Below are 23,914 nucleotides of genomic sequence, written 5' to 3' on the forward strand. Positions count from 1 at the left end.
GAGTTCCCGACCTATTGCATCGACTACGGCGGAACTAATGCGGCCGCCGACCCGACTTACCATCCGACACAGACATGCGTCGGCTTCAATGCGTTTGGAGTGTCTACGCCATCCACCGGCTTCAACCCCAGGGACGACCGCCGATGTCACTGCCGAACCCGCCCGACGTGCCAACGACCGTCCACAGCCACATCACCGACGCGATCCGGGCTCCCAGCCTGATCAGACTGTCGGACAACGTCGTGCTGCTACGGTTCGAGACCTTGAAGATCTACGCCGCGCTCGGCGCCGTCCGGGCCCTGCTCGCCGACGGCACGATACGGCCCGGCGATACCCTCGTCGACAGCTCGAGCGGCATCTACGCATTGGCACTGGCGATGGTCTGCCACCGCTACGACCTGCGGTGCCACATCATCGCCTCCACCACGGTTACACCTACCATCCGGGCCCAACTGGAGATCCTCGGTGCCACCGTCGATCAGATGCCGGCCGAGCACGATCTGCGGCTCGACCAGAACCGGCGAGTCGAGCGGGTACGCCAGCTGCTGCGCGCCAATCCCGGCATGCACTGGATGCGCCAGTACCACGACCCGGTCCATTATCTCGGCTACGCCGAACTCGCCGACCTGGTGCGCGCCGCGCTGCCGGACACGCGCCTTGCCGTGGTGTCCAGCGTCGGCACCGGCGCGTCCAGCGGGGGGCTGATCCAGCCGCTGCGAGCACACGACCCGGCAACCCCGCTCGTCGGCATCCAGCCGTTTGGCAGCGTGAGCTTCGGCAGCGAACGGTTCCAGGACCCCGAAGCCATCATCGCCGGCATCGGCAGCGCCATCCCGTTCGACAACGTCCGGCACAACCTCTATGACCAGATTCACTGGCTGACATTCCGATACGCCATGGCCGGCGCGATCGGCCTGATGCGCGACCACGCGGTCTTCGCAGGCCTGTCCACCGGCGCCGCCTACCTCGCGGCGGCCTGGACGGCACGACGGGACCCCGGTCGCACCCACCTCGTCGTGGGGGCAGACACCGGGCATCGCTATGTCGAACGGGTCTTCGCCCGCTACCGCGAGGCCCTGGACCCCGACACGCTCAAACCCATGGAGATCGACTCGCTCGACGGACTCGCGCCGCCCTGGTCGGTCATGCACTGGAGGCGCCACCCGAGAGCTCAAGATTCCTGAACCGCATGGCTGGAGCCAGGTGCCCACGGCAACGATGTCAACGCGCGCGGACGGATCGAGGGTTACCGGGAACTTCTGTGGTGTGGTGGCCCACCACACGGAACCGCCGCCTGCACCGTTCCCGGGCGTGAGTTGGGAGAGTGGGGTGCCCTCGTCACCCCCGCATCCGCAGGGAGCAGTCGCCGGTACGCGATGCTGTACGTAGCGAAATTGGATCACCCCACCTACGTGAGGACCGATGCCTTGCTCGCTAGTGCTGTGACCGGAAACGTTGGCCGGGTTGGGTGACACGCCGGTCAGTGGTCGTGGTGGTGGCTGGTGGAGGGTTCAGGCTGTCGGGATGGCAGAACCTGTCCGGGCTCGTCGGCTCAGTGATGACGAGGGCCGGCGACTACAGCAGATCGTGCGGCGTGGGACCGGGTCTCCGATCCGGTTGCGTCGGGCGATGGTGATCATGGCTTCGGCCAGTGGGAACACCGTCGCGGCAATCGCCCGCCTGGTCCAGGGGGACGAGGACGCGGTCCGTGAGGTGATCCACCGGTTCAACGAAATGGGCCTGGCCTGCCTGGACCCTCGGTGGGCGGGTGGCCGTCCCCGCCGAATCAGTGAAGACGACGAAGCGTTCATCGTCGCGACGGCCAAGACCAGACCGCAAGCGCTCGGCCAGCCGTTCACCCGGTGGAGCCTGCGAAAACTCGCGGACTACCTGGCTCACAACCACGGCCCGCGTCGGGTGCTCGTGGGCCGGGAACGGCTGCGGGAGTTCCTGCACCGTCACGACATCACCTTCCAGCGGACGAAGACGTGGAAGGAGACCAACGACCCGAACGCTGAGGCGAAACTCGCCCGGATCGAGGCGGTGACCACGGCGTTCCCGGACCGGGTCTTCGCCTTCGACGAGTTCGGGCCGCTGACGATCCGGCCACACGCTGGCGCGTCCTGGACTCGGGCCGGGCATCCGGACCGGCTCCCCGGCAACTACCACAAGCTGCATGGGGTCCGGCAGTTCCACGCCTGCTACAGCGTCGGCGACGACACCCTCTGGGGTGTCGTGCGCCGGCGAAAGTCCGCGGCGAACACCCTGGCAGCGCTCAAGAGCATCCGGGCCGCCCGCCCTGACGGCGCGCCGGTCTACGTCATCCTGGACAACCTCTCCGCGCATCGCGGCGTCAAGATCCGGCAGTGGGCGGCCCGGAACCGGGTCGAGTTGTGCTTCACCCCGACGTACTCGTCGTGGGCGAACCCGATCGAGGCGCACTTCGGACCGCTGCGGATGTTCGTCGTGGCCGGGTCGAACCATCCCAACCATCCCGCCGCGACCCAAGCCCTGCACAACTACCTGCGCTGGCGCAACGCCAACGCCCGTCACCCCGACGTCCTCGCCGCCCAACGCCGCGAACGAGCCCGGATCCGCTCCGAACGACAACGCCGCTGGGGTCAGACCCCCGCCAAAACGGCGGCCTGAAACCGGCCAACGTTTCCGGTCACAGCACTAGCTCTGCCAGCCAAGGATCACCCCGCTACGCGGGGAGGTGTTGCGGTGCCGACGATTGCACAGGGGGAAGCGTTCGGGCACCCTCACTGACATCCGGACGCGAAGCGGCCCCGCCCCGCCCTCGCCTGCACGGGCATCGGCAGACAGAGACGGCACCACAAGACGTCAAGCGGGCTGCCCCCGCCCCAATCGATCCATTGCACCGTATGCCTCTTGAAGCCGGCCAGTTACCTCGACTGCGTTGTCAAGGCCAGCGCAGATCTGACTCACGGCGATCCGATGGCCGGCGACCCACGAACTCGCTCGGGCAGCTGCCCTGACCTGGTCGACCGGTACCTCGACAGCGTGCTCGATGTCGTAGGTGACGCTGTTCAGGATGACAAACACACACGCATCGAAGCTCCAGCTCCGAAAAGGAGAGTAAACGTGGGTACGACGGCTGCCGGGCTCGATGACACGGCACTTGACCTGCAGCAAGGCCCCATCCGCCGCGCGAACGTCCCAGCTCTTCTCCGACTGCGGTGCGAGTTCGCCACGATAGGCCTTCGCGACGACGTATTCCGCCAAGTCCCCGGCAGGGGCGTTGCGCGACCGAACAACGCCACGCCGGATCAGCTCAGAGAGAATGCGAGAGTAGAGCCCAAGCAGTTGCCGGACGCTCATCGATCGGAGATCCACATCGGTGGGCGCCTGCACGACGTCACCGTACACCTGTGCGCGTACGAGCTCATCTCCCCCACTCGTAAGACTACAAGTGCGTACGACCAGGCAAAGGCGCACGACGCTGCCGCTGGCGTCCACCGTGGATATCACAGTGCGGTACTCGTCCTGCTGGGCCACGTTCACCGGCTACCCGACGGTGAGCGAGTGGTCGCTGGAGCGGGACGTGGGGCCGCTGCTGGTGGACGCACTGCGGGTCCTCGCGCTGAAGGCGGCGGTGGGACGAGATGGTCCACGCCGTGCTCGCGCAGTTCACCCTGATGAGCCGGATGCAGGCCGACCTCCAGGTGGTGTTCCCCCACGCCACCGAACTGGAGGACTTCGGCTACACCCGGGGATGCGTGACCGACGACTACTACGCGGCGGCCGGATGGGGCGAGCAGCCGCTGCGGTACTGGCTCGACGCGGCCGAGGTCACCCGCCGGCTGGGCATCCTCGACGCCCACTACGGACCCGCCGGGTTCGGCCGGGGCGGGCGAAGCCACACCATCACCTTCGACACCCAGCCCACCCCCGCGGCGGTCTGACCCCCGGCTACCGGTTGGCGAGTTCGACGGAGAGCACCCGGCGGAGGGTCTGCACGACCACGCCGGGTGCGAACCGTTCACCCGCCTGCCGTTCCGCCCGCGCGACCGCCGTGAACAGCTGCTCGGGTGCCGCAACCCGCAGCGTGGCGACCAGCCACCCCTCCAGGTCGTCCACCTCGGTCGGCAACTCCAACGCCGCCGGGCTCGGCGTGGGGACCGCCGCGCTCGGCGCTGGCAACGGCACACCGGCCGAGGCGTACCGGCCCGGCGGCATACCGACGCGGTACGGGTGCACACACACCGGATGCCCGTCCCGGTCGACCCGCCAACCCGCTGCCCGGTCGTACGCGAAATCAGGGCCCGGCCGGTCGACCACGTCGAACCGGCCCGGACCCAACTCCTGCGCCGGACACACCACACAGGTGCGCTCACACCACTCGGGCAGCGGACCATCCACCCACCCATGCTATGACCAGGAAGGGCACCGACAGTGACCACTCTCGCCATGCCACGGCACCCACTCGTCCGCCACGCCCTCACCGACGCCCGCACCTGGTGCGCCGGGCAGACCATCGACGAACGACCCGCCCTCGCCCACGCCGTCCGGGTCGCGGTCACCCTCACCCGACACCTACCCGACGCATACCCGGAGCTGACCGCCGCTGCGCTCCTGCACGACGCCCCGGAGTTCGCCCCGCCCGACGTGGACCTCGACGGCATCCTCACCGCCAGATACGGGCCAGAAGTGCCACGAATCATCCGCGCGTTACAGGTCGAACACCACGCCCTCGACCAACCCGACCCACCGATCGCCACCGACGACCGACCCGTCCTGCTCGCCTCCACCGCTGACAAGGTCGTCGCCCTCGCCTCGCTACGACGACGCGCCCACTCCAGCAGCAACCCGAACGCCTTCTTCACCGCCCGACCCGGCCTCCTCCAACTCCTCCCGCACTTCCAGGACCTTCCTCCTCTACACCCGCGACTACAGCGAATTCTGTGACCGGATCGCCGGCCGGTTCATCCACCACGAGCCGGAGGACGGCAGCGAGTGGGGGCCGACCGTCCCCACCCGCAGGGCCGTGCCACTGGCCCGGGCCGTCGACGCCATCGGCTACCAAATCGACCGGCCGCTGTGGCATGGCAAGGCGGACTGCACGCAGTGCCACGCCGGGTACACCGACAGCCCGACACGCTGAGCTGAACCGCACCCCGCCGCTGCGGCGACCGTAGGCTGCATGCGTCTACGGTCGCCGCAGTCAGCGAGGGAGCGGGATGCCCGACCGCCACTGGGAGGACCTGCCAGCTACGGTTCGGCTTGCCATCGAGTCCCACATCGGCCCGGTCCGGGCAGCCCGGTCGGCGTCCACCGGTTCCGTGTCAAGCCTCGCCGCGACCCTGGACACCGACGGCGGGCGCATCTTTTGCAAGGCCATCCAGACAAGCGACCCCTTGGCCCGGATGCACCGCGCCGAGGCCCGAGTCAATCCTTGGCTACCCGACATCGCACCCAGGCTGCGGTGGAAGATCGAGGAAAGCGACTGGCTGGTTCTCGGCTTCGATCACGTGCCCGGCCGGCACGCTGACCTGACCCCCGGATCCACCGACCTGCCCGTCATCGCCGACACCCTGACCGCGCTCACACAAGGGCTGACCCCGTGCCCGCCGGTCCGAGTTCAGGCGGCGACCAAGCGCTGGGAGGGCCGCATCGCCCCTGAGTTGGTCGACGGGGAAGCCCTCCTGCATACCGACGTCACACCGTTCAACTTCCTGGCCGACACCCGGGTGCACGTCGTCGACTGGTCCATGCCGTGCCGGGGCGCGGCGTGGATCGACACCGCCCTGATGATCGTCCGACTCGTCCGAGCCGGACACAGCCCGGCGGACTCCGAAGAGTGGGCCGACCAGATCCCAGCGTGGAAGCAGGCCGCACCCGACGCAGTCGACGCCTTCGCCGCAGCGCTCGCTGACCTGTGGGAGCAGCGGCGGCAGGAGAGCCCGGCCCCGCATCGCGGACCGCTCGCGGTTGCTGCCCGCTCCTGGGCCAGCTACCGGGGCGCGTCGGCATGACCAACTGCTCCTAACTAAATGAGGTTGGGCGTAACTAAACGGATGTGAGGACCGTTCTGTCCGAACGTGAGAGGGCAGTCCGCAGTAGCTTGATCTGATCTATGCGTTGAGTCCGGTTGGCAGCGGCCGCACCCCCACCCACGACCTCGGGTCTGCTGCACCGATAGGTGACATCTGAGATGGCTTGCCCTGCGGGCGGGCTGGAAGGATGTTGCTGTGCCCAAGCCCTACCCCCGAGAGTTCCGCGATGACGTCGTGCGTGTCGCTCGTGACCGCGAGCCAGGCGTGACGGTCGAGCAGATCGCCAAGGACTTCGGCGTGCACCCGATGACGTTGTTCAAGTGGCTGCGCCAAGCCGACGTCGACGCCGGCGCCGCAGCCGGGACGGCCGGCAGTGAGTCGGCCGAGCTGCGGGAGGCGCGTAAGCGAATCAGGTTGTTGGAGCAGGAGAACGAGGTCCTGCGCCGGGCCGCTGCCTACTTGTCGCAGGCGCATCTGCCGGGAAAGGGCTCTACCCGCTCGTGAGCGAGCTGGCCGCCGACGGGATCGGCGTGGCGGTGACGTGCCGGGTGTTGAAGATCGCTCGTCAGCCGTACTACCGGTGGCTGGCCCGACCCGTCACCAGCGCCGAGCAGGTGGCGGCGTACCGGGCCAACGCGTTGTTCGACGCCCACCGCGATGATCCGGAGTTCGGCTACCGGTTCCTCGTCGACGAGGCCCGCGACGCCGGGCAGCCGATGGCCGACCGCACCGCGTGGCGGATCTGCTCCGGTAACGGCTGGTGGAGCGCCTTCGGCAAGCGCAAGCGTCGCGGCAAGGGCCGCAAGGTCGGCCCGCCGGTGCATGACGATCTCGTGCGCCGGGACTTCACCGCCCAGCGGCCCAACCAGTTGTGGCTGGCCGATATCACCGAACACCACACCGCCGAAGGCAAGCTCTACCTGTGCGCGATCAAGGACGTCTGGTTCCACCGGATCGTCGGCTACTCCATCGACTCACGGATGAAGTCCCGCCTGGCCGTTCCGCACTCGACAACGCCGCCGCCAGACGCGGTGAGCTGGCCGGCTGCATCCTGCACACCGACCGCGGATCCCAAGGCGGACTCAACCGGTCGTCGCAACACCTCGTGGTCAGGGAGGTGTTCGATGGTGCGTCGGCAGCAGCAGGCAGATCGGGCTTTGCGCCCGGCGATGCGTTCGCCGGGCCGGCCGATGCCGGCCCGGCATGTGGAGCGCGCGTTCTGGCGCCTGATTGCGCAGGGCAAGCGCACCGAGGAGGCAGCGCTCGAGCTGGGCGTGTCGACACCGGTCGCGGTGCGCTGGTTTCGGCACGCTGGCGGCATGCCGCCATTGAGTCTGGCCGAGCCCACCGGCCGCTACCTGTCGTTCTTCGAGCGCGAGGAGCTCGCCCTACTCAAGGCGCAGGGTCACGGCGTCCGCGCGATCGCTCGGCAGCTCAATCGGGACCCCGGCACGATCTCACGGGAGCTACGGCGCAACGCCGCGACCCGCGCCGGCAAGCGGGAGTACCGGGCAGGCGTCGCGCAGTGGAAGGCGCAGATCGCGGCGCGGCGCCCGAAGCCGGTGAAATTGGCGGGCAACTCGCGGCTATGCGAGTACGTCCAAGCGCGGCTGAGTGGACAGTTGCAGCGGCCCGACGGAACCGTTGTCGCCGGCCCGTCGACGACCTGGAAAGGGCTGAACAAGCCGCACCGCGCCGACCGACGTTGGGCGACGGCCTGGAGCCCGGAACAGATCAGCCGGCGGCTGGTCATCGACTTCCCCGACGATGAGGACATGCGCATCAGCCACGAGGCGATCTACCAGGCGCTCTACACCAAGGACGCGGCGCGCTCAAGCGTGAGCTGGTCGCCTGCCTGCGCACCGGCCGGGCGCTGCGCAAACCCCGGGAACGGTCCCGAAACAGGCCGCAGGGTCACGTCACCGCCGATGTCGTGCTCAGTGAACGGCCCGCCGAAGCCACAGACCGGGCGGTTCCGGGGCACTGGGAGGGCGATCTGATCATCGGTTTGAACCGGTCGGCGATCGGTACCGTCGTGGAGCGCAGCAGCCGCTACACACTCCTGGTCCACCTGCCCCGCCTCGAGGGCTACGGAACCGTCCCCCCTGTGAAGAACGGGCCCGCCCTGGGCGGCTACGGCGCCCTCGCGATGAAAGACGCTCTCACCACGACGATGACGACGATACCGGCCGAGCTGCTGCGGTCGCTGACCTGGGACCGCAGCAAGGAACTCTCCGCACACGCCCAATTCAAGATCGAAACCGGCATCGCGGTCTACTTCGCCGACCCCCACTCTCCCTGGCAGCGCGGAACCAACGAGAACACCAACGGCCTGCTGCGCCAGTACTTCCCCAAGGGCACCGACCTGTCCCGCTGGAGCCTCGATGACCTCCTCGCCGTCCAGGCCGCCATCAACAGCAGACCCCGCAAAGTCCTCGGCTGGAAGACACCCGCCGAGGCCCTCAACGAGCACCTACAATTGCTGCACAGCAGCGGTGCAGCAGACCCCTCCGCGAGATCTTCAACGCCATCCTCTACGTCAACCGCACCGGCATCGCCTAGCGCTACCTACCCCACGACTTCCCACCTCACCCGACGGTATACGGCTACTTCGCCGCCTCAAGCAAAGAAGGCATCCTCACCGCACTCAACTACCAACTCACCGGCCTCGTCCGCGACCACCGCGGCCGCACCACCACACCCACTTCATCCATCATGGACAGCCGAAGCGTCAAGACTCCGCCAACGTCCCACTGTCCACACAGCGCACCGACGCGGGGAAAAAGATCGTCGGCCGCAAACGCGGCATCATCACCGACACCCTCGGCCTCCTCCTCGCCGTCATCGTCACCGCCGCAAGCGCCAGCGACAACACCATCGGCATCAACCTGCTCAACCAGGCCACCACCACCTACCCCACCCTGGCCAAAACCTGGGTCGACGCCGGCTTCAAAAACCGCGTCGTCGAACACGGCGCACACCTCGGCGTCGACGTCGAGATCGTCACCAAACACCCACAGATCAAAGGCTTCAGCGTGATCGAGCGCAGATGGGTCGTCGAACGCACCATCGGCTGGCTCATGCACCATCGCCACCTCGTCCGCGACTACGAAACCCCGACCCCACAACTCCGCCAGCATGATCGCGCTCGCCATGATCGACAACCTCGCCAAACGCCTCACCACCGAAACCACCCCAACCTGGCGAGAACCCCACAACCACAAAACACACAAGATACGTGAATCAGACGTCCTCTCAATGGCCGCTGTCAAAGGTCCGCAGACTTACCCCCGGAGGGGCGGCGGGACAGCCGGAACATGCCTTGCGGCCGGGGCGGCTGGGCAGCTCGTGAGTGCGTCGCCGACAGCAGTATCGCCGCGGCGAGAAACGTCACCACCTTGCCGATGGCCAACGCGAGTGAGGTGGTAGAAAGCCAGCTCGGGATTAGCTCGACGAAGGCCATGTATCTGTAGCGGCCGGAGCCGCCAGGATCCGCGTAGAGGAAGGCGCCAGTGAACCACCCCGGCGTGATGCAGGCGGCGCCTAGCACGATCGAGAACAGCGCCCAGACGGCGGTCACGACCGTTGACCCGCTACGCGAGCCTGCGAGGTAGCACCACACGCCAAAGACGATCATGAGCAGACTCACGATGACGGTGATGACCACAGCGAACGTCATCGGCCCCGTGGGAGGACTACCGGTCATGCGATCGAACTGCTCGTTGATTGATCCGATCACAGTAGCGGCGACCACCGCCCCAGCAATTCCCATGGCCGCGCTGAGCAAGGCGAGCATACTTGCCCAGACCTGGCCTCGGGAGCGGCGCGGTGGCCGCAAGTGCCTCGTCATGCGAAGGATGATGTCACATCAGTAAATTGTGTCACCACTGATAGATTGGCCAGCGCGGAGGTGGCGCCGCAGTTCGACGTGAGCGTCTACGTACTCGACGTCAGTTGGCCGAAGCGCCAGTGATGGCGAGGCTCGACGGACGTGGAAGCTCTGACGGCCGCTGCTGGAGCACGTCAACGCACGACTGGGTGGCCTGACGGGGGTAGTGAGCGTCGCGGAAGCGTTGCATGCGCAGGTCGCTCACGCCCGCGCTGTGCCGCTGCCGGCAGGGACGCGTACGTGTCGCGTCAAGGCCAACCAGCCGAGCTTTGTACGCCCAGGACTTAGGCGCAAATCATGCACTGGTTCCCCGGACGCCGTCGATTCCTCACTCGCGCATCGGGGTGATCAGCCGTCCGCTTGCAAGATCATCGTCTCCTTGACGATCTGACGGATCTGGGCGCTGCAGTCCGCCTGCATCTGCGCAGCCAACTGGTCCCGCAGAGCGGCGTCGTACTGCCCGATCCGGCCAAGCGCATTCGCCAACTGCCTACGTACCTCGGAGGAGGCGTCAGCCGCGAGGTCTGCACCGAGATTGCGGTTCACCGGATTACGCGACCAGAGCACGGCCGCCATCTGCCGCGCTGCCGGGCTCTCGTGCCTCGCGAGGACACGGATCGCGTCGGTGCCGCCAGGATCGATGTCGATGAAGTGGCGCAGACCCTGGACGCCGTTCCGTTTCGCTAGGCGACTGAGAGCCAAAGCGTGGACCCGTTGGACCTGGTCCTGCCTGACAGCCAACTGTCCTACCGCCCCAAACACAGCATCCTCAAGTCGACCTCGGAAAATGCCCAGGTCCAGATCGCCGGGGGCCAGCCCGCCGATCAACAGCCACGCCTTGTCGAAAACCTCCTGCCGCTTACCTTCGTCAAGTGCAGGAGCAAGATCTGTCACCGCAATCATGGCCGCCGCGCGATGGTCTTCTGTGGTGAAACCGTCCGAAGCGATCTCGATGAGCTTGTCGGCGAGCCTGTCCCGGTCCTCCATTAACAGGGCATGACCGAAGTAGCCGCTGGATTCGTGCGTCGTCCCACCGGACTCGTCGGTCGTGACGCGAGGGCCGGTAGGAGCCTGATGCACCTGCTCGACGGCGCGCACCGCCTGCTCGTTCACAGCGGGGTGAGATATCTGCATCCGAGCCAGGAGCTCAACGGCGCCAGCCCGAACAGTTTGATTCGGGTCGCTGGCCTGAACCTCCAAGACGTCTCTCAAGCGGTGCAGGGCGGGCCCGGCTTCCCACAGGAGCGCGGTATGGCCCGGTTCTGGCATGTCCCGAATGGCGGCGGTGAGCGCCTGCGCGGGCGCAGGGTGCCCAGGGTTCGCCCGCAGCATCCTGGCAATGGTTTTAATCGCTCGATGCATTGAAAGCTGGGACACCAGATGGTTGAGGTACGGGGTGAGCGCGTCCGTCACCTCCGCGATGTTGTCACCTCGAAGCGCGAAAGCCAGGTTAGACAGGGCACCGATGGCGGTCTCGCGAATGCCGTTGTCGGTCCAACCGGAGGCGGGCGCGACCTCAAGCCGGGTGAGTATCCACGGTACATACGAGTCGGACCTGTCCGCAGGCACGATGTCGGCGACGACACTAAACGCTGCCAGCGCTGCCCTGATCGCCCATGGGGCCAGCGGCGGATCATTCAGGCAGCCCGCCGCGTCTGCACCGAGCTCCCTGGCTGCCGCGATCGCCATCTCGACCTCGCCGGCTGCTACGGCGTGGCGCAGCGCCTCAGCGAATTCGGAGGTGGTCATGTGGAAGTCGGCCAGGTTGGTGTGCGCCTCCTGCTCGCCCACCAGGTCACCTCGCACCCATGATTCGAGCAGTTGTTGACGAAGGGCGTGGCGAACGACTCTGGCCCCCGGGCGACATCGGCGGATCGGATGCTGGAAGGCGCGCAACTGCTGCAGTGCGTTCGTCTCGGTTCGGGAGCCCGCGAAGAGCGCCCGGCCTTCGCGGGCGACGGCCCTTGCGCGCTGCCCGTACTCCATGACCTCGAAGGTGAGTCCGTTGCCGAAGCTGGCGTGCAGCCCCCGCAATGCCCACAGGTAGTCCTGAACGTCTTCTCCGAGCTGGGCGAGACCGGCGCCTTTGACCGCCTCAAGCCATTGAGCGTTGGCCTCGTTCGGTTTGCTCAGCCACATCAGCCATCGCGCATACCGGGCGTGCACGACCGCGCTCAACTGCGGGGTAATGGTTCCTGATCGCGCTTCCGTTACAAGGTCCCAGTACTGGCCGGTCACATCCGCCACCACGAGGCGCAGCCGCACGCGGTCCTCCGCCTCGACGGCGTCGGCCGCGGGCAGCAAGCGTGGCAGAACCTGTTGAGCCATCCGTACGACCCGTCCCAGCACCATGGTGTCGGCGTTGATGAGCGCGATCTCTGCCAGCCTCCGCAGTGCGGCGACTGCTGCGCTAGTCGGGCCCCCGTCGGACATGACGAGCAGTTCGGTGGCCTCTGCTGCCCTCGTCAGCACCTCGCCCGGCTCGTCGAGGGCGGCGTCGACGGCCAAGAGGGCTATAGATCGCTGAATACGTGGATCGGTCACTGCCCATATCGGTGACGGGCTGGACGGTGCGCTGGCGGCGTGGCGAGCGAAAGGTGCCCGGAGCTGCCCTGCCGTCAGGACGGAGCGGGCCGACAGCATTAGGTTGAGGTCCGGGGATGATGAGGACGCGTGGCCAGAGTCAATGTGGTGCTCCAGCGACACCAAGCACTCTTCGTATACGGCTTCCACCTCGCCTGCGGCAAGCAGGAGTGAACGAGCCTCCGTAAGGTACTGCACGGCGTGTGGTGCGAACCCCTTCGCCGCCAACCGCTGGGCGACATCCCTCAACATGGCGGCGGCCTCGCGCGGACTCGTGTTCCTCAGGAGTTCGGCGGCGTTGACTCGCTGCGTCAGGTACATGCCCTCCAGAGGCCCGCGAAGGAATGCGTCCGTGTCCTGGGCCGCGATCAGCGTCGGAGCGTGAGGATGGGCGCCGTACACGGCCGCGACGACGTATTCGCCAAACCATCGCAGAGTAACGTCCCGGTGCTGAATCAGATCACTGGTGAACTTGCGTCGGTCCCGCAGTGAAATTGTGCGGCCTGGGTAGGCGGCGCGAAGGGCCGCCAACTCTTTATCCACGGCGACGTCGTTCACGTCGCCGGCCCAGCACAACTCGAAGTGGCACGCGTCGAACGGCGGCTCGTCCTGATCAAAGTAGTCCCGAACGGCTTTGCGTAGCTTGGCGGCCGTAAGTCTCTCGTCGCGGCATCGCATCTGATAAACAGCGCGGGTGCCATCGCGGCGAGTGCCGTACACGTCGATCCCATCCTGGGTGTCCCCCGAGCCGCCGTAGATCCGGGCGTCGCGGAGCGCGTCCAGCCGTTCGACGGCCTCCAGCCCGAATCCCTCGAACCCGGTCCCCCCGCGGTCCAGTAACGGCAGATACCTGCCGTTGACGCCGGTGGACGGCAATGGAAAAGACGCTGGCGGACGGACGATCTGTTCGCGGGCGATCTCACGTCCCGGGGCACCCGGGACAGCATCGCTACGGTGCGCGGCCACCTGCACACTCTAGGGTCGCTCGCAGTGGAACCGATCCCTGGCCCGCCCGGTGAGAGTCAAGCAGCTTGAGAGGCCGGTTGCCTTTCCCAACGCCCGTACCGGACACGCGGGCGTGCGCCGCGGTGAGCCTCAGCGTCGAACGGACCCTCTGGCAGGACGTCGGGTTCGGATTCCGGCAGCTGACCGACATCGCGGAACGTACCCTGTCCTCCGGGATCAACGACACCACCGCCGCGGTTCGCAGTGTTCAGGAGATGCACGGCCTGCTGCGCCCCCTGGCCGGCCGTCGGGGTCACCGCCTGCTCGTAGGCGACCCCGACGGCACACCGTGGTACCGGCGCGGGCGCCAGGACCTCGACGGTTTCCTCGCGGTCGCGGTCGACAACGTCCGGCGGGCGGGACGCGACCAGCCGCGGATCACCCTCCTCCTCGACGACGTGCTCGCCGGCCTGCATTCCGTGGCGCTGCCGAAACACCTGCCCGACATCACCACAGGCGTAGCGACGAAGGTGAGTGCCATGACGGCGTCCAGCGAACCGGCCAGCAGTTCCGGCGCCTCGAACCCCGCCAGCCGAACCGGCACGCGGCGAGCACACCAGCCCAAGAGCTGGAACCAACGTCAGAAGGTGTTGTAGCCGAGCTGGTCCTTCTCGTTCTGCATCGCCGCGATAATCGGCGGCGGTACTCGTTTTGGAGTCGTCACTGGGACGGTCCAGGTCCAGTGTGCGGCATCTGATGAGTTCGTCGGTCTTCCGCACCGGCACGTCCACTGGTCCATGTCCTTGTCGACCGAATCTGGCGGGTAGAACCGCAGCTTCAGTTCCTCGACTGAGGAGGTGTCGCGGTGCGGACGCAGCACGCCCACGAACACGCGTACCGGCTTGCCGGCGACGTGGGTCATACCGTTCATCGAGAGAGTCGACCTGCTGTTGCCCTGCACGGCATCGCCGAGGATCCGATACGAGTGCTTGGGGACGAAGGTGAAGAACAGGTTTTCCTCACCGGTGCGCGGGTTGCGCTCGATGACGAACGTCGCGTCCGGGTCGCCCGGACGGTAGAACTCATGATCGCGGTCGAGTTCAACCTGCGCGACCTTGGCGGCTGACTCCGCGGATGCCTTGGCGTGGACCGCGGAAGTCTCCGATGCATCGGCGGATCGTTGCGAGGCCGCGGCGCTTCGGGCGCCGTATACCCAGGACACGATCAGGGCCGCGACGCTGACGACGACGGCAGCGACGGTAAGAGTGGTATTCACGGCGCCGGAGCGTAGAGCCAGGGTGCGACAGTCTCTGCATTGGGAGGTCTGTCGCCGGCGAACTCTACTGCTCCGCTCGAGCACGCAGCCGGACCCTGTTGACGGCTCCACTTTGGGGTGGTCAGCGAGCGGTCGGCGCCTACCCTGTGCGGGTGATCTCCGCAGCGGTGCAGAAAGTCGACGTCGTTCACGACTGGATGGATTGGGTCCAACTGCTGTTCGGCGTCCTGGGTGCCCTCGCGCTCTGGTTCGCACTCATGGCCAACGCCGCCGGTTACGCATCACGTCGACCCGGGCCTGGGCCTGGGCCAACGAGATCGGGCATTAACCCAGATGCCGGTGGTCCCCTACCCCCGGGCTGACCAGTCAGCGCTGCCAGGACAACCTTAGGACACGCCCGCCGCCGCGACGGACAGCCCTGGCCCTGCCCTCAACGACTTACATCGATCATCAGCGATCATGGCGCCGCGCCTGAGCGTTCGACATCAGCCGTGAGCGATCGAGGCTAGGACGTTGGAAACTGGGCGACCGCATGCCTCACTCCTCGCATTGGCGTCGCATCTCCATCAGATCGAAACTCTCTGCCGCGAAGTCCGTGGCGTCTTTCATCGCCTCGCGCTTCGTAGTAATCCCGCTCTTCATCAGTTCGCGTATGTTGGCGGCGGTTTCAGATATTTCCCTCGACTGCAGGAGACCCTGCTCTCCGATGAGTGAGCAGGGCAGTGCAGTGGGCCAGGAGCGCTCCTGTACTTGCGCCGACCCAACGAGGATGCCTACATAGGCCAGCCGCAAGTCCTCGCCTCCGATGTCGGTACCGCCACCACCGCCAGGCATCCAGGCTGGCGAGTATGCGACGGGCAGCGCGGAATCAAGCACGTCGGCCACACCAGGCTTACCAGGCAGCCGACCCGCCGCCGCGACACCGTCGGGCACAGGTCGACCGGGCGCATTGGCTTGTGCTTGGCAGAACCGGCGGCCCGCTTCCTCACGGGCGAAGGTCAGCAGCCGCCGCTTTCGATTGTCCACGGGGGGCTCCCAGCGAACACCGAGCCGATTTGCGAGCGATTGGCCTCTGGCATTTGCTGCCGCGACTTGGGCGGCCAGTTGTTCCGGCGTACGAGATGGCAGGACCAGGGAGCACCAGGCAGGCGGAATCGCCTGTAGCTGCCAGCCCAGGCTGTCGGCAAGCTTTGGATCCTCGGCGCGGACCCGGAGCAGATAGGCGGCCATGTCACGGCGGATCCAGCGCGCTCGCGGCCTACGATAAACGTCCTCTCCCCGATCGGGAATGTATTGGTCCGCGAGGCCGGCCTCCTTGGCCCCGAGCTTGTCATCGGGATCCCCTGCGGCGCTCAGCCGGTCCCAGGCGGTGGTGGCAGGAGCGACAGAAACAGGCGGCGAGTTCGAATCAGCCGTAGGTGAGCCGCCCACGCCGGAGCGCGCCGAAGGCGATGCCTGGGGACCCGACGTGCCACCGGAACAACACTGCTCCGGCGTGGCAGATGAGCTGCACCCGGCCAGGACGATCGTCAGGGCGGTTAGCAAGCTGTAAAGGGGGACCGCCCACCATCGACCTGCACCCTCACCATGACTCACAGATGGCTCCCGATGGACTCGACAATTCGCGACATCAACCAGCAGTGCCACGCATTGATCGGCGTGGTTGTGTGAATCGCCCCGGACGGCATACGCCTTGACACAGAGGTGCCATTAGATCCACAGGCCCGCGGCTGATGCAGCGGATTCTAGGGCTTGGGTCAGTTTGCGTAGTTGTGCTTCCAGGTCAGCGAATTGCCCCGGAGTTCCGGCTGCCGCCATTTCGCGACGCAGAGCGGCGAGGTATTGCTGGTGGAGGAGGTGTACTCGGTCGTCGGAGAGTCCCCATGTCCGGGCCACTTCGATAAGGGCCGCCACCTCGGCGTGACTGAGGACATGGTCGACAAGGGCACGGTCGAGTACGTCGAGGTATGCGTCGCCGCGGAAGTCGCCGATGGTTGCGGTCTGTACGCGGGCGGCTACGCCGGCAAGACTGATGCGGATGTTGGGCTTGCACGTACCGTGGCCGACGGCAGTCGACGGACGCGCCAGGGTAGCGCCGTGGCCGGTCGGCGCTGTCCAAGTGAGAGGGAGTTCTAGGGGATGGCAGCCGAGTTCGGCAAGGTTGGTGACGCCGGCTTGCCGGGCGCGGTTCAGGTACTTCTTGAGTAGCTGTGCGGTGGCCGTTGCGTCACCGAGCGCGGAGTGCGCTGCTTGTAAGGGAATGTCTTCGGCAATGCAGAGATCTGCGAGTCGGCGGGTTGCCCCGCCGCCATATCGGTGGGACATGCTAAGGGTGCAGAGTGCGGGCCAGGCCGGGGCGGGGTAGCCGAGGTGGTGGAACTCGGCGTCGAGGAAGTTGAGGTCGTAGCGTAAGTTGTGCGCAACGACGATGGCGCCGCGCAACTGATTGGCGAGTTCGCCGGCGATGTCACTGAAACGCGGAGCGAGGGCAAGGTCGGCGGCGGTGAGGCCGTGTACGCGGGTAGGTCCTGGGTCTCGGCCGGGGTTGATCAGGGTGTTCCATCGATGTTCGATCTGTCCAGCGGGAGACAGCCGTACGACCGCGACTTCGATGATCCGGTCGCCTCGGTGTGCGGCGAAGCCGGTGGTTTCCAGGTCGACGACCGCGAAGGGTGTCTGTCCGAGCTGAGCCAGCGGTCGTATAACCGGCCGTGCTGCTGATCGGTCAGGTGCTGAGCGGGGTGTGGGCGGTGCGTTGCTGCGATCGTGCTTCATGGTCCCGGCGGCGAGCACAGAGGCTTGCTCGGGGCGAGGCATTGCGGCCATCGACCGCAGCGCGTGCCAGGCTTCCGGTACGTCGAGGGCCCGCGCAGCGTAGGCGATGGTGAGCAGATCGTCCGTCAGGTACTGGTCGTGTTTTTCTGATGCCTTGTTCGGCACCGCCGAGGCGAGCGCCGAAGGGTCGGGTGGCGTCTCGTCGGCGAGCTGTCTGAGGGTTTCCCATAGCCCGGCAGGGTCGGTGCCTCGGATGGTCAGGGCGACGCCGTCGTGGCCGACCTCTAGTCCTTCTCGTGTGAGGGCTACGGCGAGGGTGTTCATGATTCTGTCGCCTCGCCAGGGGAACAGGAGGGTGTCGTTGCCCCAGCCGAGAATCGCGTGGCTGTCCAGCGCGTACCTGTTGAAGGCTGCACGTCCTTCTTGGAGGAGTGTTTGGGCCTGGCGGTCGAGGTAGCGGGGCGTCTCGGTCGTCGTGTAGATCGTGCGCATGCGTTGTCGGACGGCGTCGGCGACTTCGCCGCCGCTTCCTGAGAAGCTCGGGGGGCGGCCACCGCCGGATCTGACCAGGTCGATGACTTTCTGCCTCGTGTCGATCGCGACGATCTTCCAGCGTCGGCCGCTGAAGATCAGCAGCATTCCAGGGGTGATCGGGTTGTCGACAGGCAGCGAGCCGATGGTGCGGCCGTCGGCGACGAGGCGGAACTCTTCTGGGGTTGTAAAGGCTGTGTAGAAGCTGTAGTGGTTGACGAGGCGGTCGCCGACGCCGCCGGGCAGCAGCAGGCCTTGCGAGTCTTGGGTGAGCAGGTCCTGCTTGCCCATGCAGCGTAGGAGAGCGATGAAGGTGCTCTTGTCGACGCGCGCGAACGGGCCGTGTCCGGACAATGCGTCGTAGAGCTGCTGAGGTTGTGCACCGCCGCGTTGGGCGATGACCGACAGGATCTGTTGGGTGAGGGTCGACAGGTGCATGCTCTCGGTGTCCGGTGGCTCATACCACTTCGCGAGCAGTAGGTCGACCATCGCGACGCTTTGGACGAGCTGGCTGCGCAGCGTGTCGGCGGGGGGTGTGCGGTCGGTGAGTTCGGGTTCCGAGACGTACATCCGCAGTACGGCGGGTTGGTCGATTCGGCGTCCGGAGCGCCCGAGTCGTTGCCGCATTCCAGCGACGCTGGCTGGTGCTCCGATCTGGGCCACCGAGTCGACGGAGCCGATGTCGATTCCCATTTCCAGGGTTGACGTGCAGATCGCGGTGACCGGGGTGGTGCGGTCTTTGAGTCGTGCTTCGACGTGCTCACGGATCTCCTTGGAGAGATTGCCGTGGTGCGGGAGGAACTCGCTGGGGACATTGTTGTTCTTGCACCGCCGGTCGAGCATGTCGGTGTAGAGCTCGACGGCGCTGCGCGAGTTGGCGAAGACTAGGTTGTCGCTTCCCCGCAGGGTACGGAAGAGGTGGTCGGCGATCCCAGCCTTGTCCCACGATTCATCCTCGTCGTCCGACTCAGCGGTGGCGGTGCCGGATGGAGGTGCGGCGGGCGCCCTACCGGAGGGGGACGGGGCGGCGGCGACGTAGCCCCGAAGCTGCAGTCGTATCTCTCGGGCGTCATCGTCGGACGCGATAACGCTCACCGCCTCGCCGCAGCCAGGGCGCAGGAACTCTGCCGCTGCAGTGAAGTCGCCGAGGGTAGCCGACAAGGCGATACGAGGAATCCTGCGTCGCAGAACTAGGTCCACCCGATGCAGCAGTGATTGCAGTTGGGCGCCGCGTTCGGTGCCGATGAACGCGTGCAGCTCGTCGATGACGACGTGGCTGATGTCCCCGAGGATGCGAGCGACCTTGCCCCCGTGGTTGACGAACAGTGACTCCAGCGATTCGGGCGTGATCAGCAGAATGCCGTCCGGCTCGCGCAGAACGCGCGACTTGCGCGAGCCCGCCACGTCGCCATGCCATCGGTGAACCGGAACATCGAACCGTTCGCACAGGCAGGTGAGCCGCTCGTACTGGTCGTTGATCAAGGCCTTGAGTGGCCCGACGTAGAGCGCGCAGACTCCGGCAACGTCGTCGCTCGCGTCCCGCCGAGCTGCGATGGCTGAGCAGATTGGCAACCAGGCTGCTTCCGTCTTTCCGCTGGCGGTCGCGGCAGCGATGATGACGTCGGTGTCGCCTGCGAGGATCGGTCGAGCGGCGCGTTCCTGTGCGTCCCGCAGTTGGTCCCAGCCTTGATCGTGAATCCACCGCTGCACTTTGGGATGCAGTAGGTGATATGCCGACGATGAGCCGGCAGCGCGTCGCGGCTCCGCTGTTGTCGTGACCTGCTGCTGAGGGTCAGAGGCGGAAGGAGGCAAGTTCGTCGTCATCGGGAGGCAGCTGGCTGGCGGTCACCGTTACGGCTGGCGTGTGAGAGAAGCTATGGCTTCCCGTGGAAGCGGTCGGTTTTTGGTGTTGTTCGTCGGCGGTCTGGCCAGTTAGTTCGCCTGCGTTGTCGAGAGGTTCCAGGTCCGGGTCCGTCTCGGCGGCGATGTGAATCGCGCCGATGAGGGACCTCCAGTCTTGTCCGGGGTTCTGTTCGAGGATCGCTAGCAAATCCAGAAAGCCCTTGATGGTGTTTCGCGGCGTGCGGAAGTAGGCGTCCCCGATGCGGGAAGCGCAGTGGTTCATGTACGCGTGCAAGGCTTCGTCGGGCATGAGGTAGGCCGCCGGATCGCCGGCGGCGTAGACGTGACGCAGCTTGGCCAGCAGGACGTAGAAGTCCTCAGGTGACAGGTTGGCCAGGCGCAGAACGGGACCGGAGTAGTCGACGAGCCCGGCGGCGGCGTAGGTGTTCTCAGCTAGGCGGGACTGCAGGGCGGCGTAGGAGTAGAGGCCGCGGCGGGTGTCGAGCAGGAAATCGGGTGTTCCGCCGAAGAGGAACCCGAGGCCCGACGCGGTTCCTTGCAGACTGTCGTTGAGGATGCGCAGGATCTGCTCATAGTTGGCGTTGCGGGCTTGGGAGTTAGCCAGCTTGTACAGGTTGACCATCTCGTCGAGGCAGACAAGCAGGCCGTCGTAGCCGGCCAGGCGGACGAACCGGGACATCAACTTGAGGTGGTCGTAGAAGGACGCGTCGTCGACGATGGTGCGCACACCGAGGGCGTTGCGGGCGTCGGTGCGGGTGGAGAACTCGCCGCGCAGCCACCTGACCGCGTCGATCTTGAGTTGCTCGTTGCCGGTGTCGTGGCCCTGCCAGTACTTGGCGATGACATCGGCGAAGTCGTAGCCGCCCGTTAACTCGCTGAGCGCGTCAAGGCGGACACGGATGACCACTTGTGGATTCTGGCCAGTGTCGCATGCCTCGATCAGCGCCTGGGTCACGAACCGTTCGACGACGCTGGCCAGCGCACCACCGTCGGGCTTGGCGCGGGTGGCCATGTTGCGCATCAGTTCGGCGTACAGGCTGCGTGCTTGCCCGCCGGTGGCATGCAGCCGACGGTCGGGCGACAGGTCCGCGTGAACGGTGACCAGACGCTTCTCCAACGCGATGGAGCGAACCAGGTGCAGGAAGAACGTCTTGCCTGAGCCGTACTCTCCGATTACGAAACGACTGCCGGCCCCACCGTCAGCGATGCGGGTGGTGTCGGCAACAAGAGCCTGCACCTCGGCGGCCCGACCGACCTGGACGTGTTGTTGCCCGGCGCGGGGCACCACTCCCGCGCGCAGCGACTGGATGATCGCGTCGCGCTCGCGGGGCCTGATACGGGCACCCTGGCCGGTGGGGGAAGTAACGCTCATCGCAGTAGCTCCTGAAGCGCGTAATCGTTGATCTCAATATCGTCGTCGCCCTCGGCGACAGGTTCCCCCGCAGCGTCCATGGCGACCTCGTTGAGCAGGTCCAACGCACCAGCCGGCATCACACCGTGCCGCTCGGCGAGGTCCTCATACGCCGAGCGGGTCCACGTCGTCTGCGTTGCCAGGGACCGCAGGAGTTCGCTGTGCACGGCATCCAAACCGGGAATGAGGGCTTGCGTGGTGGGCTCAGCGACCGGCCCGCCATTGGGGGCACCCGACATCGTTGCCAGCTGGGGTGAAGGCGGTTCGTCGTCAGTGAAGATGGTCGACAGCAGCGCCGAGACGGCCGCGGTCTCGGCCAGCTTCACGGCGATGACGTCTTCGTCGAGAACAACGCCGGAAGCCCCTGCTGGTGCTCGTTGACCGTTGCCCCAGGTAGATGATCGGTGAGCTGCCGCTGGTGCGGGCGGCAGCGTGTATCCCGCTGATGCGGGCCCGGCTGGGCGCACGACGACGGGCACTGTGGCTGGCGGTTGACTCACGGCGAAAGCGGCGGGACTAGTGACCTGTTGATGGAGGCGACCGTAGATGAGGTCCGGGTCAAGGGCGAGGAGCTTATAGATCTTCGTGAGGCTCGTGACCTCTTCCGGCGAGATGACCCCATCGGCGGCGGCTACCGTGATCAGAAAGTCGCCGATGGTCTCCCGCTGGTCTGCCCGGAGCAGGGCGAGGCGTCTCTTCAGCCCGGTGAGCTTGACGCCGGTGACGGCCAGCCACCGTAGGTGCGCCTGCAGACGGGTTCTTTCGGGGGCTGTCAGATGCAGCGCAGCTTGGAGATGGGCTGTCAGGTGGTGCTGTTCCTGGTCGCTGATGGTGCCGTCCGCAGCGCTGACCGCAACCGCCAGGTGCAGCAGGGTGGCAGCGGCGGTGTAGGCGGGCGTTGCGGTATGCGGGGCATCGGCGGAGACGCGAAACAGAACGGCAGGTCCGACGGACAGTGCTGATGCGCCGAGCCGGACGTCTGGCTCCACGCCGACGCCGATACGCCCAAGAAGTTGAGCGAGAGACACCGCCTCAGCCTTGGTCATCTTCTCGGGCTGAGCAGTCGGCCAGAAGGCAACGAGTTCTGGCGCGTCGACGACAACATAGTGCTCGTCTGCCAGGCGCGCGTCGCACCAAGCGCGCAGCGCGCCGACCTGCCCTGCCTGCTGATCAAGCAGCTCGGAAGGCAGCACGGCGGCTGCGGCGAGCGACCCACGACCATCTGGGTTGCGGCCAAGCCATCGGCTATAGGCGTCCAGGTCATCAGTGACGGCATCGACGAGCTCGGTCAGCTTGCGGGCAGGTCCAGCGAGTTCGACGACGTCAGGCAGATCGAGCTGCACACTGGCGCTGTCGATACCCGCACTGGCCGCCCGGTAGATCACCCCGATTCGTGCCTTACCTGGCCTGATACGGAAGCCGTCCTTGAACCGCTCCGCGTAACGGCTGGCGAACAGTCGGTCGAACTCTTCACGGCACCGGGTCTGAGGGGTGCGTGGGTACAGCGACGGCAGGTACCACGCCCAAGCGCGCGCCCATTCGGCTGGTACGGGAGTGCCGCTGGCGGCGAACTCACCTAACGCAAGCCGTAGCTGCATCGGGATGGGCCACCGGTCAGGCGCGAGCTTTGGTGGTCGTCCTTCGCTGGCGCCGGATTCAGCCGCGCCGATCAACTCGAGAACCTCAAGAAATCCGCGAGCGTAGGAGCGGAACGAGCCGTTGGCACCATAAATGGCGAGGAGCCGACGGACCTCGGCCGCGATCGCCGGTAACTCTCGACGTAGGGCCCGGTCGTTCGGCATGTCAACCAGAACGCGCCGCTCAAGGCCATAGAAGAAGAGGAAGACGTAACCAATGGGCACGGCGCCGAAGCGACGCCCATCGGCTAACCACGTCAGGTAAGCGGCCCTACTGCTCGCAGGGAGCGAGCCGTACGACGGCCAGTAGTCCAGCCCTTTCCCGTCCCAGTCGGGTCGATTCCTGTCAATCCGAAGCGTCGGGTCAATGAGTGCAGGCTCGGTCCCGCCATTGGAAGCCGTCAGATGCCTGCCAACATAGATCAAGCCTCCCGGGATCGGATATCCGGCGACGGTCGTCGGCTGTCCGGCCGGAACCCAGATCGTCTGCTGGCTCGCGGTCCGGACCGCCGGAGCCACCTGTCTAGGTGTCGCCGGCTGGTGCCACGCAGGCGCAGGCTGACCCGTCGCCACACCACCGGCCGGGCCGGACTCCTCATCTTGCGCCGCAATACGTCGGAGCCTGTCGAAGATGCCCACACAACCCCCACTCCCCCATGAACGGCGACTCTTGTCGCCGCGCAGGTCTGGTGTCGACCGCCCGACCCCGCACCTTTCCGCCCGGTCAAGGCACCCGCGAACAGAGCGGACCAAAGCCTAGGTTGTGACCCTTCGTGGCGAGGACCGTACTTTCGGTCGGAAAGTGGCACTGTTGGATCAGGAATGATCGGCCGATGGCGTAAGCCGGGTACGCCAGGGGGAGCAGCGACCACCTGGCCCATCAGCCAAGCGTGGAAACCACAGTGACACCTGCGAGGCGCAGCTAACGCCCTTCCCGGCGCACCCCCGGCGGTGCCGCGTTGCTGAACCAGCAAGCATCATTTCGAC

16 protein-coding genes and 2 pseudogenes are annotated in these 23,914 nt (G+C 66.4%); 9 read left to right on the top strand and 9 right to left on the bottom strand.

Annotated elements, in window-relative coordinates:
• Positions 1-143 precede the first annotated feature (143 nt).
• Together FJK98_RS22250 and FJK98_RS22255 are read left to right on the top strand one after the other, a co-directional pair.
• Positions 144-1,184, top strand: coding sequence for a pyridoxal-phosphate dependent enzyme (locus tag FJK98_RS22250; RefSeq protein WP_145920741.1), 1,041 nt, complete (start codon positions 144-146; stop codon positions 1,182-1,184).
• Positions 1,185-1,524: 340 nt separating this feature from the next.
• Complete coding sequence (locus tag FJK98_RS22255) at positions 1,525-2,649, top strand: IS630 family transposase (RefSeq protein WP_145920661.1); 1,125 nt, start codon at positions 1,525-1,527, stop codon at positions 2,647-2,649.
• 195 nt (positions 2,650-2,844) lie between these two features.
• Here FJK98_RS22255 and FJK98_RS22260 read toward each other — a convergent pair whose 3' ends face one another.
• Complete coding sequence (locus tag FJK98_RS22260; RefSeq protein WP_240762261.1) at positions 2,845-3,375, bottom strand: hypothetical protein; 531 nt, start codon at positions 3,373-3,375, stop codon at positions 2,845-2,847.
• A 251-nt stretch (positions 3,376-3,626) separates the two neighbouring features.
• On the opposite strand from FJK98_RS22260, the gene FJK98_RS22265 reads away from it, so the two are divergent.
• Positions 3,627-3,926 carry a hypothetical protein gene (locus tag FJK98_RS22265; RefSeq protein WP_240762263.1) on the top strand — a complete coding sequence of 100 codons (300 nt, stop codon included), beginning with the start codon at positions 3,627-3,629 and terminating at the stop codon, positions 3,924-3,926.
• Positions 3,927-3,933: 7 nt separating this feature from the next.
• On the opposite strand, the gene FJK98_RS22270 is transcribed toward FJK98_RS22265, so the two are convergent.
• A complete protein-coding gene (locus tag FJK98_RS22270) occupies positions 3,934-4,383 on the bottom strand; it encodes a hypothetical protein (RefSeq protein ID WP_145920742.1) in 450 nt (149 codons plus the stop codon).
• A 48-nt stretch (positions 4,384-4,431) separates the two neighbouring features.
• On the opposite strand from FJK98_RS22270, the gene FJK98_RS22275 reads away from it, so the two are divergent.
• From FJK98_RS22275 to FJK98_RS22305, 5 genes and pseudogenes are all read left to right on the top strand, one after another.
• Positions 4,432-4,929, top strand: a complete 498-nt coding sequence (locus FJK98_RS22275; protein WP_240762265.1) for a metal-dependent phosphohydrolase — start codon at positions 4,432-4,434, stop codon at positions 4,927-4,929.
• Positions 4,930-5,201: 272 nt separating this feature from the next.
• Positions 5,202-5,996, top strand: coding sequence for a hypothetical protein (locus FJK98_RS22285; protein ID WP_145920744.1), 795 nt, complete (start codon positions 5,202-5,204; stop codon positions 5,994-5,996).
• A gap of 216 nt (positions 5,997-6,212) precedes the next feature.
• Positions 6,213-6,521, top strand: coding sequence for a transposase (locus FJK98_RS34300; RefSeq protein WP_240762267.1), 309 nt, complete (start codon positions 6,213-6,215; stop codon positions 6,519-6,521).
• 620 nt (positions 6,522-7,141) lie between these two features.
• A pseudogene (locus FJK98_RS22300) lies at positions 7,142-8,520 on the top strand (IS30 family transposase); the annotation flags it as partial.
• Positions 8,457-9,224 (top strand): annotated as a pseudogene (locus tag FJK98_RS22305) (IS5 family transposase); the annotation flags it as partial. The pseudogenes FJK98_RS22300 and FJK98_RS22305, both read left to right, overlap by 64 nt.
• A gap of 61 nt (positions 9,225-9,285) precedes the next feature.
• On the opposite strand, the gene FJK98_RS22310 reads toward FJK98_RS22305, so the two are convergent.
• Together FJK98_RS22310 and FJK98_RS22315 are read right to left on the bottom strand one after the other, a co-directional pair.
• Positions 9,286-9,813 carry a hypothetical protein gene (locus tag FJK98_RS22310; protein ID WP_145920745.1) on the bottom strand — a complete coding sequence of 176 codons (528 nt, stop codon included), beginning with the start codon at positions 9,811-9,813 and terminating at the stop codon, positions 9,286-9,288.
• 441 nt (positions 9,814-10,254) lie between these two features.
• Positions 10,255-13,455, bottom strand: coding sequence for a hypothetical protein (locus tag FJK98_RS22315; RefSeq protein ID WP_145920746.1), 3,201 nt, complete (start codon positions 13,453-13,455; stop codon positions 10,255-10,257).
• A gap of 122 nt (positions 13,456-13,577) precedes the next feature.
• On the opposite strand from FJK98_RS22315, the gene FJK98_RS22320 reads away from it, so the two are divergent.
• Entirely contained in the window at positions 13,578-14,090 is a 513-nt protein-coding gene (locus tag FJK98_RS22320) for a DUF2254 family protein (protein WP_205789141.1), read from the top strand.
• On the opposite strand, the gene FJK98_RS22325 is transcribed toward FJK98_RS22320, so the two are convergent.
• The 5 genes from FJK98_RS22325 to FJK98_RS22345 all read right to left on the bottom strand — a co-directional run bounded on the left by FJK98_RS22325 (position 14,075) and on the right by FJK98_RS22345 (position 23,566).
• Positions 14,075-14,710: a hypothetical protein gene (locus FJK98_RS22325; RefSeq protein WP_145920748.1), complete on the bottom strand. Its 636-nt coding sequence runs from the start codon at positions 14,708-14,710 to the stop codon at positions 14,075-14,077. The two genes, FJK98_RS22320 and FJK98_RS22325, sit on opposite strands and share 16 nt — an antisense overlap.
• A 537-nt stretch (positions 14,711-15,247) precedes the next feature.
• Positions 15,248-15,940: a hypothetical protein gene (locus FJK98_RS22330; RefSeq protein ID WP_145920749.1), complete on the bottom strand. Its 693-nt coding sequence runs from the start codon at positions 15,938-15,940 to the stop codon at positions 15,248-15,250.
• A 480-nt stretch (positions 15,941-16,420) separates the two neighbouring features.
• A complete protein-coding gene (locus FJK98_RS22335; RefSeq protein ID WP_205789156.1) occupies positions 16,421-19,726 on the bottom strand; it encodes a DEAD/DEAH box helicase in 3,306 nt (1,101 codons plus the stop codon).
• 82 nt (positions 19,727-19,808) lie between these two features.
• Positions 19,809-21,251 carry an ATP-binding protein gene (locus tag FJK98_RS22340; protein ID WP_145920751.1) on the bottom strand — a complete coding sequence of 481 codons (1,443 nt, stop codon included), beginning with the start codon at positions 21,249-21,251 and terminating at the stop codon, positions 19,809-19,811.
• Entirely contained in the window at positions 21,248-23,566 is a 2,319-nt protein-coding gene (locus FJK98_RS22345; RefSeq protein WP_168222540.1) for a TerB N-terminal domain-containing protein, read from the bottom strand. Before FJK98_RS22345 ends, FJK98_RS22340 begins: the two co-directional genes overlap by 4 nt.
• Positions 23,567-23,914 lie beyond the last annotated feature (348 nt).

This window comes from Micromonospora sp. HM134 (assembly GCF_007833915.1).
Taxonomy (GTDB): Bacteria; Actinomycetota; Actinomycetes; order Mycobacteriales; family Micromonosporaceae; genus Micromonospora; species Micromonospora wenchangensis.

Excerpts from the sequence above, each read along its gene's own strand:
- FJK98_RS22250 (WP_145920741.1), top strand. The coding sequence starts at position 144 with ATGTCACTGCCGAACCCGCCCGACGTGCCAACGACCGTCCACAGCCAC.
- FJK98_RS22255 (WP_145920661.1), top strand. The coding sequence starts at position 1,525 with ATGGCAGAACCTGTCCGGGCTCGTCGGCTCAGTGATGACGAGGGCCGG.
- FJK98_RS22265 (WP_240762263.1), top strand. The coding sequence starts at position 3,627 with ATGGTCCACGCCGTGCTCGCGCAGTTCACCCTGATGAGCCGGATGCAG.
- FJK98_RS22275 (WP_240762265.1), top strand. The coding sequence starts at position 4,432 with ATGCCACGGCACCCACTCGTCCGCCACGCCCTCACCGACGCCCGCACC.
- FJK98_RS22285 (WP_145920744.1), top strand. The coding sequence starts at position 5,202 with ATGCCCGACCGCCACTGGGAGGACCTGCCAGCTACGGTTCGGCTTGCC.
- FJK98_RS22310 (WP_145920745.1), bottom strand. The coding sequence starts at position 9,813 with ATGCTCGCCTTGCTCAGCGCGGCCATGGGAATTGCTGGGGCGGTGGTC.
- FJK98_RS22330 (WP_145920749.1), bottom strand. The coding sequence starts at position 15,940 with ATGGCCGCCTATCTGCTCCGGGTCCGCGCCGAGGATCCAAAGCTTGCC.
- FJK98_RS22340 (WP_145920751.1), bottom strand. The coding sequence starts at position 21,251 with ATGAGCGTTACTTCCCCCACCGGCCAGGGTGCCCGTATCAGGCCCCGC.